The sequence below is a fragment of the Proteus columbae genome, from assembly GCF_009914335.1.
Classification (GTDB): domain Bacteria; phylum Pseudomonadota; class Gammaproteobacteria; order Enterobacterales; family Enterobacteriaceae; genus Proteus.
Genome location: NZ_CP043925.1, coordinates 423,813 through 441,449, shown reverse-complemented (window position 1 = coordinate 441,449; position 17,637 = coordinate 423,813). Strand labels below are relative to the sequence as shown.

13 protein-coding genes and 2 rRNA genes are annotated in these 17,637 nt (G+C 41.7%); 4 read left to right on the top strand and 11 right to left on the bottom strand.

Going from position 1 to position 17,637, the window contains the following annotated elements; translation table 11 throughout:
* Window positions 1-8: 8 nt before the first annotated feature.
* Window positions 9-1,403, bottom strand: a complete 1,395-nt coding sequence (locus F1325_RS02140; protein WP_160229935.1) for a NarK family nitrate/nitrite MFS transporter — start codon at window positions 1,401-1,403, stop codon at window positions 9-11.
* A 297-nt stretch (window positions 1,404-1,700) separates the two neighbouring features.
* Here F1325_RS02140 and narX point away from each other — a divergent pair, with 297 nt between their 5' ends.
* Together narX and narL are read left to right on the top strand one after the other, a co-directional pair.
* A complete protein-coding gene (narX, locus tag F1325_RS02135) occupies window positions 1,701-3,506 on the top strand; it encodes a nitrate/nitrite two-component system sensor histidine kinase NarX (protein ID WP_160229934.1) in 1,806 nt (601 codons plus the stop codon).
* 25 nt (window positions 3,507-3,531) lie between these two features.
* Entirely contained in the window at window positions 3,532-4,185 is a 654-nt protein-coding gene (narL, locus tag F1325_RS02130; RefSeq protein WP_109374313.1) for a two-component system response regulator NarL, read from the top strand.
* Here narL and F1325_RS02125 read toward each other — a convergent pair.
* Entirely contained in the window at window positions 4,182-5,084 is a 903-nt protein-coding gene (locus tag F1325_RS02125; RefSeq protein WP_109374293.1) for a LysR family transcriptional regulator, read from the bottom strand. The genes narL and F1325_RS02125 overlap by 4 nt on opposite strands.
* A gap of 110 nt (window positions 5,085-5,194) precedes the next feature.
* Here F1325_RS02125 and F1325_RS02120 point away from each other — a divergent pair, with 110 nt between their 5' ends.
* A complete protein-coding gene (locus F1325_RS02120; protein WP_109374292.1) occupies window positions 5,195-5,635 on the top strand; it encodes a PACE efflux transporter in 441 nt (146 codons plus the stop codon).
* A gap of 38 nt (window positions 5,636-5,673) precedes the next feature.
* Here the strand turns inward: F1325_RS02120 and F1325_RS02115 are convergent, their stop codons facing one another.
* From F1325_RS02115 to F1325_RS02085, 7 genes are all read right to left on the bottom strand, one after another.
* A complete protein-coding gene (locus F1325_RS02115; protein WP_100159878.1) occupies window positions 5,674-5,904 on the bottom strand; it encodes a hypothetical protein in 231 nt (76 codons plus the stop codon).
* A gap of 104 nt (window positions 5,905-6,008) precedes the next feature.
* Window positions 6,009-6,806 carry a sulfite exporter TauE/SafE family protein gene (locus F1325_RS02110; RefSeq protein ID WP_160229933.1) on the bottom strand — a complete coding sequence of 266 codons (798 nt, stop codon included), beginning with the start codon at window positions 6,804-6,806 and terminating at the stop codon, window positions 6,009-6,011.
* A gap of 183 nt (window positions 6,807-6,989) precedes the next feature.
* Window positions 6,990-8,735, bottom strand: a complete 1,746-nt coding sequence (locus tag F1325_RS02105; RefSeq protein WP_160229932.1) for an acetyl/propionyl/methylcrotonyl-CoA carboxylase subunit alpha — start codon at window positions 8,733-8,735, stop codon at window positions 6,990-6,992.
* 16 nt (window positions 8,736-8,751) lie between these two features.
* A complete protein-coding gene (locus F1325_RS02100; protein WP_109374289.1) occupies window positions 8,752-10,329 on the bottom strand; it encodes a 5-oxoprolinase/urea amidolyase family protein in 1,578 nt (525 codons plus the stop codon).
* A 14-nt stretch (window positions 10,330-10,343) separates the two neighbouring features.
* Window positions 10,344-11,150 carry a putative hydro-lyase gene (locus F1325_RS02095; protein ID WP_160229931.1) on the bottom strand — a complete coding sequence of 269 codons (807 nt, stop codon included), beginning with the start codon at window positions 11,148-11,150 and terminating at the stop codon, window positions 10,344-10,346.
* A 2-nt stretch (window positions 11,151-11,152) separates the two neighbouring features.
* Entirely contained in the window at window positions 11,153-11,938 is a 786-nt protein-coding gene (locus tag F1325_RS02090) for a LamB/YcsF family protein (protein WP_109374287.1), read from the bottom strand.
* A gap of 13 nt (window positions 11,939-11,951) precedes the next feature.
* Window positions 11,952-13,202 carry an NRAMP family divalent metal transporter gene (locus F1325_RS02085; RefSeq protein WP_160229930.1) on the bottom strand — a complete coding sequence of 417 codons (1,251 nt, stop codon included), beginning with the start codon at window positions 13,200-13,202 and terminating at the stop codon, window positions 11,952-11,954.
* A 468-nt stretch (window positions 13,203-13,670) separates the two neighbouring features.
* Between F1325_RS02085 and F1325_RS02080 the strand changes: the two genes are divergently transcribed.
* Window positions 13,671-14,330, top strand: coding sequence for a GntR family transcriptional regulator (locus F1325_RS02080; protein ID WP_109374285.1), 660 nt, complete (start codon window positions 13,671-13,673; stop codon window positions 14,328-14,330).
* Window positions 14,331-14,474: 144 nt separating this feature from the next.
* Here the strand turns inward: F1325_RS02080 and rrf are convergent.
* Window positions 14,475-14,590: ribosomal RNA gene (rrf, locus tag F1325_RS02075) — 5S ribosomal RNA — on the bottom strand.
* Window positions 14,591-14,707: 117 nt separating this feature from the next.
* A 23S ribosomal RNA gene (locus tag F1325_RS02070) occupies window positions 14,708-17,611 on the bottom strand.
* Window positions 17,612-17,637: the final 26 nt, after the last annotated feature.

Sequence of the window (17,637 nt, the reverse complement as noted above, 5' to 3'; positions counted from 1 at the left end):
ATTCGTCATTATTGTTTATTGTGTTTACGTCCATAGACCAACCAAGTGATCAAGACGCAGGCGATATAAAATAGAACAAAGATTTTCATGGCACCGGCAGGAGAGCCAGTCATAGCCAATGATGTACCAAAGGCTTTAGGAATAAAGAATCCACCAATTGCACCAATGGCAGAGATAAAACCAAGCGCTGCGGCACTTTCTGTTACCGCCTCTTTTTGAGCTGCTTCATCTGTGGCGCCTTGGGCTTTCATGCGATCAACAGTGATTTTTCTAAACACCACTGCAATCATTTGGAATGTAGAACCACTGCCTAAACCAGCGGTTAAAAACAGCACCATAAAGACACCGTAGAACGCGATAAACGAACCACCAGCACCGTTTTCAGGTAACGTTAAAAAGAGTAATGCCGAGAATATTGCCATGATGATAAAGTTAATCAGCGTAACTCGAATGCCACCAAATTTATCAGAAAGCGCACCACCGACAGGACGTGCTAAAGCCCCTAATAAAGGTCCAAAAAAGGCATAATGTAGAATGACAATATCTGGGAATTGGGTTTTTGATAACATGGCAAAACCCGCAGAGAAACCAATAAATGAACCAAAAGAGCACAGGTATAAAATACTTAATAACCAGAGGTGACCCTGTTTTAAAACGGGTAATTGCTGACTTAAAGAGGCTTTATTAGCGGCAAGATCATTCATACCAAACCAAGCAGCAAAGGTAAAAAATAATAAGAAAGGCACCCAAACCCACGCCGCATTTTCTAGCCATAAGTGCGAACCATCAGGTTGAACAACACCGGGGCCACTAAACATTGCAAAAACACCCACACCAATCACTAATGGGGCAATTAATTGCATAACGCTTACGCCAAGATTACCTAATCCACCATTTAATCCTAATGCACCGCCTTGACGTGCTTTAGGGAAGAAAAAGCTGATGTTTGCCATACTTGATGCAAAGTTTGCACCTGCGAAACCACATAATAGTGAAATCACAATAAAGGTTGAGTAAGACGTTGTAGTGTCTTGCACTGCAAAACCAAGCCAAATACAAGGAATGATTAGAAATACGGTACTGATTGCCGTCCAACGACGACCACCAAAGATAGGAATAACAAATGAATAAGGAACACGCAAAATAGCGCCAGAAACAGAAGGCAGCGCAGTCAGCATAAATAACTGATCTGTGGTAAAGTTAAAACCGACTTTGTTCAAATTTACTGCAACTGCACTAAAAAGCATCCATACGCAGAATGATAAGAGTAAACAAGGAACAGAAATCCATAAATTGCGTGAAGCGATCTTTTGACCAGTTTTTTCCCAAAAAGCTTTATCTTCAGGATGCCAATCTTCGATCACCCCTTTTCTCATTTTTTCTGGGTGTTGAGTGAGTGCCATAACAACCTCGATTAACGGTTAGATTGGCACCTTTTTACGATTAGAATTGTTAATTAGTCATGATCTGCATCAAGCAAAGATTTGTTTGATTTTTAAGCTAAAATCGTTCTTTACACCTAAGTATTAATAGGGTTATCCTTGATTTTTCATTTTAAATTAATAAGTTAAATTAAAACCGCTATAATCTACAAGTGAAATTACCTCCATAAGATATTTAGGGGTAATACTTTAGTAGTATATGACATTTGATGCCTTTTTAAGGCAAGATAGTGCCTGAATAAATTTGGAAAAATAACGATGAGTACTCATAAAATCCAATGGCATTACCGTTTTTCAATTATTAATCAAATCGCAATATTAATGTTACTTTTCACCCTATTGGGTGTTGTGGGTATGGCGGTTTCTAACCACATTATTTTAAGTGTGCAAGGTAATGCCCATGCGATTAATAAATCAGGCTCTTTGCGTATGCAGAGCTATCGCTTGTTATCTGCTTTACCCCTAGATGAACAACATCGTTATTATCTTCACGAATTAGAAACCGACTTAGACAGTGGTGAATTACTTCAAGTCTTAAGCAATGAATCGCTACAATCACAATATGCTCAATTAAATACTTACTGGAAAGATACCTTAAAACCAACATTGCTCTATGCAAAACAACGTGATGATGCAAAAGAAGAAGTTGTCTTTTTTGTTTCTCAACTCGATAAATTAGTGTTAAGTATAGACCAGCTAACAGAGCAAAAAATAAGGATGGTGGCTTATACCCAGCTTATTTTTACTGCGCTCACTCTGTTATTACTGTTTGGCTCTGTTTGGCATTTTCGCCGTCGTTTATTACATCCTTGGCAACAATTAATGGCGATGGCTAATTCGATTGGTCATGGTGATTTTTCAGCACGTTTTCATCAACGCGCGCACCATGATGAAATTGCCACATTGGGTATCGCACTCAATACCATGTCAGAAGAGCTTTCTACGCTATATAGTGAATTAGAAAAAAGAGTGGTCGAAAAAACGCACGACTTACAACAGAAAAATAAAGTGCTCTCTTACCTCTATCATTCAAGCCAGCAGTTACACTCCCCCGCACCGCTGTGTGCTCGATTAAGACAGATATTATTTGAGCTTCAACAAATTATTCCTAATGCGTATTTGCAGATACGCTTATATGAAGATAATCATCACACATTGTTTAATGAAATTAGTTTAGCGCCTCAATCACGCCCACATCATTGCCCTGATCAGCAATGTGAACGTTGTGAAGATAATACGCCAATAGCAACTTTGCTAAATAGTGAGTTATTACATTGGGAATTAGCCGATCAAATCCATCGTTATGGCTTGTTTGTTATGCAGTTACCTGAAAATACGATTTTAACGGATGAACAAAATAATTTAATGCTATTACTGACAAAACAAATTTCAGCCATGCTGGCAATGGAACAACAAAACGAGCAACAGCAACAGCTTCTATTAATGGATGAGCGTTCGGCAATTGCTCGCGAATTACATGACTCTATTGCCCAATCACTTTCCTGTTTAAAAATGCAAGTCAGCTATTTGCAAATGCAGTCAGAAACCTTACCTGATAATTGCCAAAAACTACTCAAAGAGATGCGTGAAGAGCTTAATGTGGCTTATCGCCAATTAAGAGAACTGTTAACCACGTTTCGCTTAAAACTGACTGAACCAGGATTACTTGCTGCGTTAGAAAGTACATTAACTGAATTTAATCAACGCCTTGGTTTTGCTATTAATTTTGACTATCAATTACCTGCAAAATGCGTAAATTCGCACCAAGGCATTCATGTGGTTCAAATTGTGCGTGAAGCGTTAAATAATATTTTACAACATGCCAATGCCAACTGGGCGGAAGTCTCGTTATCACTTGATAATGGCATGGTTGAGCTAAAAATTAATGATAATGGTGAAGGAATTAGCCCTAACCCTGAAAAATTAAATCATTATGGTCTTATTATTATGCGTGAACGCGCAAATAGCCTAAATGGTTCTTATACTATAAAAGTACGCGAACAGGGCGGTACTCAAGTGTTTGTTAAATTTCCATTAATAACTACTCATAAAGACCCTGTCTAAATTGGAGCAAGTCGTAATGAATAATATGGGATCCTCCACAGAAAAAGCGACAATTTTACTCATTGATGATCACCCGATGCTACGCAATGGTGTAAAACAACTTTTAAGTCTTGATACAACACTGACTGTCGTTGGGGAAGCGGGAGATGGTATTCAAGGTGTGAAACTAGCTGAAGAGTTAGATCCTGACTTAATCTTACTCGATCTGAATATGCCAGGAATGAATGGTTTTGAAACACTTGATCAACTGCGATTAAAGTCGTTATCAGGTCGGATCGTCGTGTTTAGTGTATCAAACTACAGTGATGACTTGGTCACCGCGTTAAAACGTGGTGCTGATGGTTATCTTTTAAAAGATATGGAGCCAGAAGAATTGCTTGCGGCTCTTAAACAAGCTGCCGCAGGGAAAATGGTCGTCAGCCCTACGTTAACCCCTATTTTGGCCGAGTCATTACGTGAAGATCGTTCTGAAGGTGAGCGTGATATTGAACAACTCACCCCGCGTGAACGCGATATTTTAAAGCTGATCGCGCAAGGGCTATCAAATAAAATGATCGCACGTAAGCTTGATATCACTGAAAGTACGGTCAAAGTACACGTCAAACATCTACTGAAAAAAATGAAGCTAAAATCTCGTGTTGAAGTTGCCGTTTGGGTTCATCAACAACGTGTAGATTAATCAAAATTAGGTACGATGGGCTGGTGAGTATTCATCAGCTCAACTAACTCTTTTGCCCCTTTTTGTAACGACTCCCCCTTTAGCCACATAGCATGAATAGGTAATCGCAATTCATTTTTGGTATTTTTAAACTGAAGCTGCTTGAGCTTGCCTTTTTGTAATTGAGTATAAATCAGTGAATACGGTAAATTACCCCAGCCCATTCCCGCTTCGACCATACCCAGAGCCATTTGAAAACTATCAGTTTGCCAATAATTCGTTGCCACTAAAGAGCGTACATCACGTAATTCCTGAGTATGACTAGCAATAATGATTTGGCGAACATTTACTAAATCTTCAATAAATACACCTGCGGGGTGAGCAAGAGCTATATGACTGGCTGATATTGTTGCAACAAGTGATTCAGAACCTAAATATTGAAATTGCTCATCACCATTAACATACATTCCACCATAAACTAAGCAGAGCTGTATTTTACGCGCATGTAGCATTTCAATAATGTCATCTTGTGCAGCTGTTATCACATTCACATTAAGTAACGGATAACGTTGCGTTAATTCAGATAACGCAGATAATAAATAATCAGGATTAATATCAGCCGCAACACCAATATTTAAGACACTTTCGAGATCCATCGAAAGCTCTTGTGCATGCACTTGTAATAATTTTAATTGCTCTGCAATCATTCGGGCATGGGGTTCAAGTGCTTTGGCTTTTTCTGTGGGCTGTGGCTCTCGTGATGAACGCTCAAAAAGTGCATAACCTAATTCTGCCTCCATATTCGCAATTGCCATACTGACTGCTGATGGAACGCGTTTTAATGAACGTGCAGCCGCAGAGAAAGATCCCTTATCCATCACGGCTAAAAATATCGCAATATGTTCACTTGAGAACTGCATGTTCACTCCTGATATTTCAGTCAAATTGATACTAGCTAACTTTTTCTATCATTCTTACTGATTTATCTTACGATGCTTAACGACACAGATCCACAGAAAAAGAGAGCACAATGCAAGGTATCAAACGAAAAATTGTCTACGTGACAGCTTATGAAATTTTTGGCTGGGTTATTTCATCAGTCGGGCTTGCACTTTTGGCTGATAGCTCAACAGCAGTAACTGGCCCATTAGCGCTTGTGATCACAACAATCGCGGTGAGTTGGAATTTTATTTATAACTGTCTATTTGAATTTTGGGAGAGTCGGCAGGTTTCAAGAATTCGAACATTTAGACGTCGCCTAGTACATGCGATTGGATTTCAGCTAACACTGGTGCTCTATTTAATTCCGTTAATAGCATGGTGGCTTAATGTTTCGTTATGGCAAGCGTTAGTGATGGACTTTGCACTGATCATCATCATCCCTTGTTATACCTTCGTTTATAACTGGGTATTTGACAAAGTGTTTGGCTTACCAAAATCTGCATTACCTGAAAATGCGCCCGCTGCCTAAGCGACAAATTAAGTAAAGAGAGTGATCTCAATAACGGATCACTCTTTAACAGGATAGATATCTTCTAACGCAAATTGCTCAATACCGCCTTCTAACTCGCAACGACCTAAACCAATATTTTTATCATCCGCTGTCGTTCTTCTTAGTAATTTACCTGTTACTTGGGAAAGCGTTGGATCAATTTCAATCACACGGTAATACTCTTTCATATAACTCTCTTCACCCAGCGCCATATAAACTAAAAACTCATCACCTGTTTTAATGTTCATCTCGTTTTTACTTACTCTTAATAGTTAATCTAATGATGATAGAATAAGTTTAGTCTAACTAAAGGTAATAAGAGAAAGATTGACTCACTCGATATTACATTAAGTTAATTTATTAATTTCCAACTCATCATAATGATGCTGATCAGAATAAAAGACAGTGTTAAATATTGGAAAAAACGCTCTGATAAATACACCAGTAAATAGCGTGCTAATGGAATAGAGAGTAATGAGCCTAAGCAAAGAATAAGTGCCGTGTGAACATCGGTATAACCACCAGCACTATAAGCGATAGCTGATCCACCAGAAAGGATCGTGGTAATAAAAATAGAAGTGCCGATTGCCTCTTTAATCCCCATTTGTGCAAAACGCATTAACACAGGCAACACCACTAATCCCCCTCCTACGCCAGTTGCACCAAGTACAAACCCAGCACTTACTCCCGGCACAAATAAGGAAGAAAAAGTAACAGAAGAAGGTGCCGATAAAGGGCTCAAAGGAGCTGAAAGTGATGATTTTCTTATCATTCGCTGTAAAAATAAGATCAGCGAAAATACAATAGCCACAATCATTAAGATATTAATTGCAGATTCAACACGAGCATAATATTGAGGTTGTGATCCCAACCATGTCACGCCATAACTCGCTAAAAATGTCGCAGGAAACATGATCCCCAAAATCAATAGTGCAGGTTTTAATGGAATATTGCCTAAACGAAAATGGATATAAGAAGATGAGAGTTTCATTAGCATAGAAAGTAAATTTGCTGTCGCAACTGCCGCTAGTGCATTCATACCAAAAAGATAAATAAGAACTGGCAATAAAATAACACCACCGCCAACACCCGTTGTTGTAATAACTAACCCTATCGTAGCGCCAATAAGCAGTTGTGTTACAAGCAACATCTTATTTCCTTTTTGCTCAAAATTTCACAAGCTTCGATTATAGGCAAAATAACTTATAACCAAAAGGAATTAGATATAACAAATAGGAATATAAATTTCATTGTTATAAAAAAGCTCCTTAATATGAGCTTTATTCATATTAAAGAGCCAACTTTGAAAAAAGATATTTTATTGATTAATCAGTTAGTTAATTTCAGCCAAAATGGTTTCTGCTGAAAAATAATCACCTGTTTTCGCCTTTTGCAGTAACACACCATTACGAGAAGCCACAACTTGAACTTCCATTTTCATCGCTTCCATAATAGCAATGACATCGCCTTCTTTAACTTTGTCACCATCAGATAAAATCCAGCTATGCAATACGCCCGAAATAGGTGCAGTGACGGCTTTTTCATTCTCTTCTTTCTCATAGCTCGCACCGATTGCTGTCGGTATTACCGCAGAGAGAGAAAGTAATTGAGCAGGTAAGGCTAATTCGTGACGACGACCATCAATTTCAATAAAAGTACGCACAAGTTCTTCATTTTTTGCCGATGTACTACGAGGGAAATGGGTATTTTTTGCTTGAAAATCAGTTTCAATCCAACGGGTATGTACGCTGAAATCTTCAGTAAAATCGGTATGTTCCATCATTTCACAATGGAAAGGCAATACACTTGCCACACCTTCAATTTTAAACTCAGATAACGCTCGACGAGCACGAGAAATAGCTTGTTCACGCGTTGCTCCAGTGACGATTAATTTCGCCATCATGGAATCAAATTGACGTGAAACATGATTATTTTCAGCAACACCACTATCTACACGCACACCTGGACCTGAAGGCTGAGAGAAATGCGTAATTAAACCCGGTGTTGGCAAAAAGCCTTTGGCGGGATCTTCTGCGTTGATCCTAAATTCAAAAGAGTGACCGCGCGGAACAGGGGTTTTATCAATACTGAGTGGTAAACCTTCCGCAATACGTAACTGCTCTATCACTAAATCAATACCCGCCGTTTCTTCGGTAACTGGGTGCTCTACTTGTAAACGTGTATTCACTTCAAGAAAGGAGATAGTACCGTTGGCACTTAATAAAAACTCGACCGTACCCGCACCTACATAGCCCGCTTTAGCACAAATATCTTTAGCTGACTGATGAATACGTTCACGTTGTTCATCTGTTAAATAAGGTGCTGGTGCTTCTTCAATTAACTTCTGATTACGACGTTGTAATGAACAGTCTCGCGTTCCTACAACCACAACGTTACCCAGTTTATCGGCAATAATTTGCGCTTCGATATGGCGAGGTTTATCTAAGAATTGTTCGACATAACATTCACCACGTCCAAAAGCTGTTACAGCTTCTCGTACTGCTGAATGATACAGCTCTTCAATTTCGTCCATTTTATGGGCGATCTTTAAACCCCGTCCACCACCACCAAAAGCGGCTTTAATGGCAACAGGTAGACCATATTGTTTAGCAAAATCTAGAACCTCTTTGGCATCATTAACGGGATCAGCCGTACCATTTACAAGAGGAGCACCAACAGATTGTGCAATTTTGCGAGCTTTCACTTTGTCGCCAAGCACTTCTATCGTTTCTGGGTTAGGGCCGATCCAAATAAATCCCGCGTCTTGTACCGCTTTTGCAAAATCAGCTCGTTCAGAAAGAAAACCGTAACCGGGATGGATCATCGTGGCATTAGCTTTATGGGCAATCTCAATAATTTTATTAATATCTAGATAGCTCTCTTTCGGCAAATTACCATTGAGCCCATAAGCTTCATCAGCAAGGCGAACATGCAATGCATCAATATCATCATTGGCATAAATAGCGATGGATGTCGCGCCATAGTCCTGACAAGCTCGAATAATACGAACAGCGATTTCGCCTCTGTTGGCAATCAGTACTCTATGCTTCACTCGTTGTTTTTGGTTAATTGTTGTCATGAGTGGCATTCTCCTATCAATATTCTTGAAATTCGGTAATTGGATTAAAACGAATTTTAGCGTTAACAGGGATCTGCCCTGCGAGTGGTAAGTGGTATTCAGCAACAGCACCGATAACAGGGTATCCTCCTGTTAAAGGGTGATCGTTAAGGAACAAAACAGGTTGCCCATTAATCGGAACTTGAATTGCACCAATGCAAGTGCCTTCGCTCGATAGCTCTTGTTGTTGCTCTCGTGCCAGAGGTATTTCGCCCAACAGACGTAACCCAATACGATTAGACTGTGGTGTCACTTGCCATAATTGAGACGTTAACGTCTTTATCGCATCCGTTGTAAACCAGTCTGTACGAGGGCCTAGAACAACATCCAGCGTAACGATATCGCCTTGTTTTGGCAGTGTTGATGTAGGTTGTTCCTCAGCAATAATCCCATTTAGCGTACTTTCGTGATTAAGATGAAGTACGTCACCTTCTTGTAAAGCATTAGGACCAATTTGCGCTAAAGTATCAAACGCATGGCTGCCTAAAACCGCTGGTAATTCAAAACCACCTCTAACAGCTAGATAACTACGTACACCCGCTTTTGGCATACCTAAAATAATTTCATCGCCACAGCGAACATCTATAGGCTGATAACCTGATAAATATTCGCCCTCACCCGATTCATGTTTTAATAAAATAGAACAATCTGCACCGGTTAATGCAATCACACAGTCTTGTCGTGCTTTAAGCGTTAATCCACCTTGCGTTATTTCAAGCGCCACAAATGAGATAGGATTACCCACTAGACGATTAGCTGCATGTAAAGCTGGCTTATCGAGCGCGCCAGACGCTGAAACCCCCATTGATGCCGCGCCAATACGCCCTTCATCTTGAAATAAAGTTTGTAGCCCTGCTGAAATGACATATAACCCTTTATCATTTAACGAGAGCTGGGAAGCTACTGCTGATTTTTTCTCAGGTAATGAAACTGTTATTGGGGATTTTTGGACATCAACAAAATGCACTTCATTACCTGGTAATAAAAAGGCAGGTTGTTCACGAGAAAGATCCCACATTTTTATTTCTGTGGTGCCAATTAATTGCCAACCACCTGGGCTTTGTTGTGGATAAACACCACTAAACTCACCAGCTAATCCGACAGATCCAGCAGGAATTCGTGTGCGAGGTGTTTTACGGCGAGGCACATAGAGCTGCGTTTCATCGGCAATCAAATAAGCAAAACCTGGGGCAAAACCAGTGAATGCTACTTGATAGGTTTGTTCTGTGTGCCTGCGGATCACCTCATTGGTAGCGATCCCTAATAATTCAGCGACCTCATTAAGATCTTCACCTTGATAATGGACAGGGATCGTTAATGATTGTGTTTGACGAGCTGATATCGCTTTAACTTCTAATTGTCGGATCTGACACACAAGTTCTTCAGCCGTGATTAGCCACGGCGTATAGTGAATTAAGAGTGTTTTCGCTGCGGGAACAATATCTTGAATAGCAGCAATATTCGCTTGTTTAATGGATTCATACAATGCAAGCGTCTCTTTTAAAGAGGATAGCTCGACAAGTACATGAGATAAGTTAACGGGTAAAAAGCGCAAAGTATCTTCCTCCCTTATACGTGATAAGCAGCATCAGGCACATCGGTAATAAACATATGCCCCGGAGCATGGCTGATTGCAAAAGGAACACCTGAACGCATCACTGCCGCTTGTGGAGTTACACCACAAGCCCAAAATACGGGGATCTCGCCTTCTTCAATTCTCACTGAGGAGCCAAAATCTGGCGACATAATATCTTTAATACCCAGCGCATCAGGCGAGCCAATATGTACGGGAGCGCCATGTACAGAAGGGAAACGACCACTGATCATCACAGCATCAGAGACTCTATCCGCTGGAATAGGACGCATTGAAACCACTAACTCGCCTTCTAATCGCCCCGCAGGGCGACATAAGCGATTTGTTTTATACATCGGGACATTGCAGTTATCTGTGATATGGCGGATTTCAATGCCCGCTTCTAACATTGGCGTTTCAAATGTGAAACTACAGCCAATAAGAAACGTAACGAGATCGGGATGTTGCGCCCAAAGCTCAGTGGCATCCGTAATTTCATCAACTAATTTGCCATTTTCCCAAACACAGTAACGGGGAATATCAGTGCGTAGATCAGCGCCTTTTGCTAAAACAGTGCGATAACTTCCTGATTCACACACATCTAAAATAGGGCAACTTTTCGGATTACGTTGAGCATAAAGCAGAAAATCAAATGCCCAATCACGCGGCAAACTAATCATATTAGCTTGTGTCATTCCTTTAGCCATACCCGCTGTTGGAATATCCAAACCATTGCGAATAGCAAGTCGAGCTTCTTGTGCTTTTGTGATTGCCTCAGGTGTTGCCTTCATTAAATAAGTCATTTTTACACCTCATTGTTCAGTGAAGAAGGGGCAAAAGGCTTAATGCTAACACCATGATTAATTAAAATTTCTTTTACACTTTTGGCAAGAGCTACAGCATCTGGGCTATCACCATGAACACAAATAGAATCAGCCTGTATCGTGGTAAAAATACCTTCTATAGATTCAATTCCACCTTCTTGCACAAGGCGTAACATGCGTTGTGCAACAAGTTTGGGATCATGTAAAACGGCACCCTCTTTTTTGCGAGAAACTAATGTGCCATCAGAATGATAAGCTCTATCTGCAAAGGCTTCAGCAATCACTCGAAGCCCTTTTTCCTTTGCAAGTTCAATAAGGGGTGATCCGGCTAAAGCAACTAATATAAGTTGTGGATCGATGGAGAGGATCGCATCAATAACAGCAAGTGCTTGACGTTTATCATGAGCAATAGTGTTATAAAGCGCGCCATGAGGCTTAACATAAGTCACACACATTCCAACCGCTTTAGCTAATCCTTGTAATGCACCTATTTGATAAATCACATCTGCGGTTAATTCATCACTGGCGATATCCATATTACGGCGACCAAAACCCACTAAATCAGGATAAGCGACGTGTGCCCCTATCGCGACATTGTGTTGTTTCGCTGCTTTTAATGTTTTTAAAATTCCATCTGGTGAACCTGCATGAAAGCCACAAGCAATATTTGCACTACTGACAATTTCAAGCACTGCATCATCATTGCCCATTGTCCATTGACCGAAGCTTTCACCTAAATCACTGTTTAAATCGACTGCTTTTATCATCGTTATTATTCTCTTAAGCAATGTTGAGGTAGTTGAAAATAGCACCCACGGACATAATGCCCATATACCAAGTCAGCGCACAGACAAAAATACCTGACCACAGTAACCATGCAGGATATTTATAACCATTCATGAGATCTTGGCGGCGCCATGCAACAAAAATGAAAAGTGTCATACCAATAGGTAAAATTAGTCCATTAAAACCACCGGCAAAGACTAATAATGCAGCCGGTGCAGTTCCCATTACCATATAAATGGCGAGTGAAATAGCGATGAAAATAATGGTTGCGATATTACGTTGACGCTCAGTAACACCTTCTTTAAATACAGTAATAAATGACATTGAGGTATAAGCAGCACCAATCACACTCGTTAATGCAGCTGCCCATAAAATAAGACCAAAGATGCGTAATCCAGTTAAACCCGCTGCATGTTGAAATGCTTGAGAAGCTGGATTTGCTGCATGGCTAGAAATATCTAATGTTACACCACTGGCAACCACACCTAAAATGGCAAGGAACAGGATATAGCGCATTAATCCAACGACTAAAATTCCCTTGGTTGCAGCGCTTGATACCGCATCAATGTTCTCAATCCCCGTTGTTCCTTTATCAAGGAGACGGTGAGCACCCGCATAACAGATATAACCGCCTACGGTTCCACCAACAATTGTAGTGATCGTAGCGAAGTTAATTGCATCAGGTAAAACAGTTTGTCTTAATGCTTCACCTACTGGAGGATTAGACGCAATCATGACAAAAACCGTCAGTAAGATCATAACGATACCAAGAACAATGATCATACGATCAATAAAGTTACTGGCTTTGCGTGATGAGAAAATATAGATCGCAAGTAAAGCACTTAAGATCCCGCCCCATTTAGGATCAAGACCAACCATTGCATTAAGCCCTAAGCCAGCACCTGCAATGTTACCCACGTTAAATACTAAGCCGCCAAAAATAACTAATACAGCAAGTAAGTAGCCACTGCCAGGTATTGCTTTGTTAGCAATATCTGAAGCTCGCATATTGGTAACCGTGATCACTCGCCAGATACTTTGCTGAACAACATAGTCGATGATGATTGATGCCAAAATACCAAACGCAAATGCGGCTCCCATAGTGGCAGTAAAGGTTGCAGTTTGAGTAATAAAACCTGGCCCAATTGCTGACGTTGCCATTAAAAAAATGGCAGCTATCAGAGAAGAACGTCTATTTTTTATAAACGTATTTGATGTTGTATTTGCAGTGTCTTGTGTAGCCATGAGCTACCCCCTTTATCATCATTATTTTAATTATTATTACTAAGGCAATTAGCGTGCCATTGTTGAGCATGAATACGTAATTGTTAATCACCTGATATTAGATTGTTGAACAATTAATAATAATAGATGAATAAATAAGCAAATAGATTTAAATATGGGATGATAAAAGTGCAAACAAGATCGCATTTTTAACATTTTATTGACAATCATGACTCGTTAATTAGTCATGAATATGCACTTAAATGAGGCATAAAAAGATCAAATGCACAAAAATAGTGCGCTAATATAGAAGGAAAAATATGTTTAATCACTAAAATATCGTAAGGAAAAATTAATTTTTTTGATGGAAATAAATAGAAAGTTATATTCGATACAGTGAGAAGTACGACAGAGTGGCATAATAGAGGTTATATATTACAAAACACACTGATAGAATAGACGCTTCTATTAAGCTAATAGCAGAAGATAATGCAGAAAAAAACATCTCCACAAATTCTTTCTCAAAAAGTCGCAAATATTATTCGACAAAAAATCACTATTGGAGAATTACCTCCTGGCGAAAGATTGTCAGAAACTGCATTAAGTGAAACGCTAGAAATATCACGTAATACTTTAAGAGAGGTTTTCCGCGTTCTTACCCAAGAAGGGCTTTTGACTTATAAACCTAATCGTGGTGTTTTTGTTTCTGTACCAGATATGGCAAGCATCATGGATATTTATCGTGTAAGACGATTAATTGAATGTGATGCTCTACGACATTCTTATCCCATGCATCCCGCTATTGTTAGAATGCAAGATAATGTTAATCAAGCAAAAATTTTTCAAGAACAACAAGATTGGAGTGGTGTAGGAACCTGCAATATGCACTTTCATACCGCGATTGTTGAGCTTTCAGATAGCCCTAGATTGTTTAAACAATACCAACTTATTCTAGCTGAATTGCGTTTAGCATTTGGCTTACTCAATGATCCCCAATTACTACACGCACCTTATATTGAAAAAAATGAACAGATTTTAATGCTGTTGATGGATGGAAAAGCACAAGAAGCCGCAACAGCAATGGAAGACTATTTAGAAATTTCAGAAAGAACAGTACTCGCTGCATTTTCTCGTCATAACTTTTGTTAAAAGATCATAAAAAATGCCCTAATTTAGGGCATTTTTATATTCAGAATTTAGAATAATATTTAAAATTCACTCATTTTTGATCTTTTAAAAGCCCCAAACGCAAAAAAGCCAACCCATTGGGTTGGCTTTCTCGTCTTATTTAATGCCTGGCAGTTCCCTACTCTCACATGGGGAGACCCCACACTACCATCGGCGCTACAACGTTTCACTTCTGAGTTCGGCATGGATTCAGGTGGGTCCGCTGCGCTATGGCCGCCAAGCAAATTCGGTATCATTACCCGTTACTGTTGTTTCTTTCTCAGTAACCAGCAATCTCAATCTTAAACAAGCTTACTTCATCGATGTTCGTCTCTCAGACAAAACACCTTCGGTGTTGTCAGGTTAAGCCTCACGGTTCATTAGTACTGGTTAGCTCAACGTATCGCTACGCTTACACACCCAGCCTATCAACGTCTTAGTCTTAAACGTTCCTTTAGGTCACTCTAGGTGACAGGGAAGACTCATCTCGAGGCAAGTTTCCCGCTTAGATGCTTTCAGCGGTTATCTCTTCCGCACTTAGCTACCGGGCAATGCCATTGGCATGACAACCCGAACACCAGTGGTGCGTTCACTCCGGTCCTCTCGTACTAGGAGCAACCCCTCTCAATCTTCCAACGCCCACGGCAGATAGGGACCGAACTGTCTCACGACGTTCTAAACCCAGCTCGCGTACCACTTTAAATGGCGAACAGCCATACCCTTGGGACCTACTTCAGCCCCAGGATGTGATGAGCCGACATCGAGGTGCCAAACACCGCCGTCGATATGAACTCTTGGGCGGTATCAGCCTGTTATCCCCGGAGTACCTTTTATCCGTTGAGCGATGGCCCTTCCATTCAGAACCACCGGATCACTAAGACCTACTTTCGTACCTGCTCGAGCCGTCACTCTCACAGTCAAGCTGGCTTATGCCTTTGCACTAACCGCATGATGTCCGACCATGCTTAGCCAACCTTCGTGCTCCTCCGTTACTCTTTAGGAGGAGACCGCCCCAGTCAAACTACCCACCAGACACGGTCCCCGACCCAGATTATGGGCCTAGGTTAGAACATCAAACGTTAAAGGGTGGTATTTCAAGGTTGACTCCATGCAGACTGGCGTCCACACTTCTAAGTCTCCCACCTATCCTACACATCAAGGCTCAATGTTCAGTGTCAAGCTATAGTAAAGGTTCACGGGGTCTTTCCGTCTTGCCGCGGGTACACTGCATCTTCACAGCGAGTTCAATTTCACTGAGTCTCGGGTGGAGACAGCCTGGCCATCATTACGCCATTCGTGCAGGTCGGAACTTACCCGACAAGGAATTTCGCTACCTTAGGACCGTTATAGTTACGGCCGCCGTTTACTGGGGCTTCGATCAAGAGCTTCTCCTTACGGATAACCCCATCAATTAACCTTCCAGCACCGGGCAGGCGTCACACCGTATACGTCCACTTTCGTGTTTGCACAGTGCTGTGTTTTTAATAAACAGTTGCAGCCAGCTGGTATCTTCGACTGGCTTCGGCTCCGTCCGCAAGGGACTTCACTTACCGCCAGCGTGCCTTCTCCCGAAGTTACGGCACCATTTTGCCTAGTTCCTTCACCCGAGTTCTCTCAAGCGCCTGAGTATTCTCTACCTGACCACCTGTGTCGGTTTGGGGTACGATTGTTGGTAACCTGAAGCTTAGAGGCTTTTCCTGGAAGCAGGGCATCAATTGCTTCACCACCTTAGTGGCTCGTCATCACACCTCAGCATTAAGTGACCGGATTTGCCTAATCACTCTGCCTACATGCTTGAACCGGGACGACCGTCGCCCGGACAACCTAGCCTTCTCCGTTCCCCCATCGCAGTTACCACCAGTACGGGAATATTAACCCGTTTCCCATCGACTACGCTTTTCAGCCTCGCCTTAGGGGTCGACTCACCCTGCCCCGATTAACGTTGGACAGGAACCCTTGGTCTTCCGGCGTGCGGGTTTTTCACCCGCATTATCGTTACTTATGTCAGCATTCGCACTTCTGATACCTCCAGCATGCCTCACAGCACACCTTCACAGGCTTACAGAACGCTCCCCTACCCAACAATATTTACATATCGCTGCCGCAGCTTCGGTGCATAGTTTAGCCCCGTTACATCTTCCGCGCAGGCCGACTCGACCAGTGAGCTATTACGCTTTCTTTAAATGATGGCTGCTTCTAAGCCAACATCCTGGCTGTCTGAGCCTTCCCACTTCGTTTCCCACTTAACTATGACTTTGGGACCTTAGCTGGCGGTCTGGGTTGTTTCCCTCTTCACGACGAACGTTAGCACCCGCCGTGTGTCTCCCGTGATAACATTCTTCGGTATTCGTAGTTTGCATCGAGTTGGTAAGTCGGGATGACCCCCTAGTCGAAACAGTGCTCTACCCCCGAAGATGAGTTCACGAGGCGCTACCTAAATAGCTTTCGGGGAGAACCAGCTATCTCCCGGTTTGATTGGCCTTTCACCCCCATCCACAAGTCATCCGCTAATTTTTCAACATTAGTCGGTTCGGTCCTCCAGTTAGTGTTACCCAACCTTCAACCTGCCCATGGATAGATCACCGGGTTTCGGGTCTATACCCTGCAACTCATTCGCCCAGTTAAGACTCGGTTTCCCTACGGCTCCCCTATTCGGTTAACCTTGCTACAGAATATAAGTCGCTGACCCATTATACAAAAGGTACGCAGTCACCTCACGAAGAGGCTCCTACTGCTTGTACGTACACGGTTTCAGGTTCTTTTTCACTCCCCTCGCCGGGGTTCTTTTCGCCTTTCCCTCACGGTACTGGTTCACTATCGGTCAATCAGGAGTATTTAGCCTTGGAGGATGGTCCCCCCATATTCAGACAGGATAACACGTGTCCCGCCCTACTCGTCGAGTTCACAATAACAGCATCTTCAGATACGGGGCTATCACCCTTTACTGCCGGACTTTCCAGACCGTTCTCCTGATGCTGCTATTGATTAAGACTCTGGGCTGTTCCCCGTTCGCTCGCCGCTACTAGGGGAATCTCGGTTGATTTCTTTTCCTCGGGGTACTGAGATGTTTCAGTTCTCCCGGTTCGCTTCATTAACCTATGTATTCAGTTAATGATAATATCCATTGGATATTGGGTTTCCCCATTCGGAAATCGTCGGGTATAACGGTTCATATCACCTTACCGACGCTTATCGCAGATTAGCACGTCCTTCATCGCCTCTGATTGCCTAGGCATCCACCGTGTACGCTTATTCGCTTAACCTCACAACCCGAAGGTGTTTCTCTCGA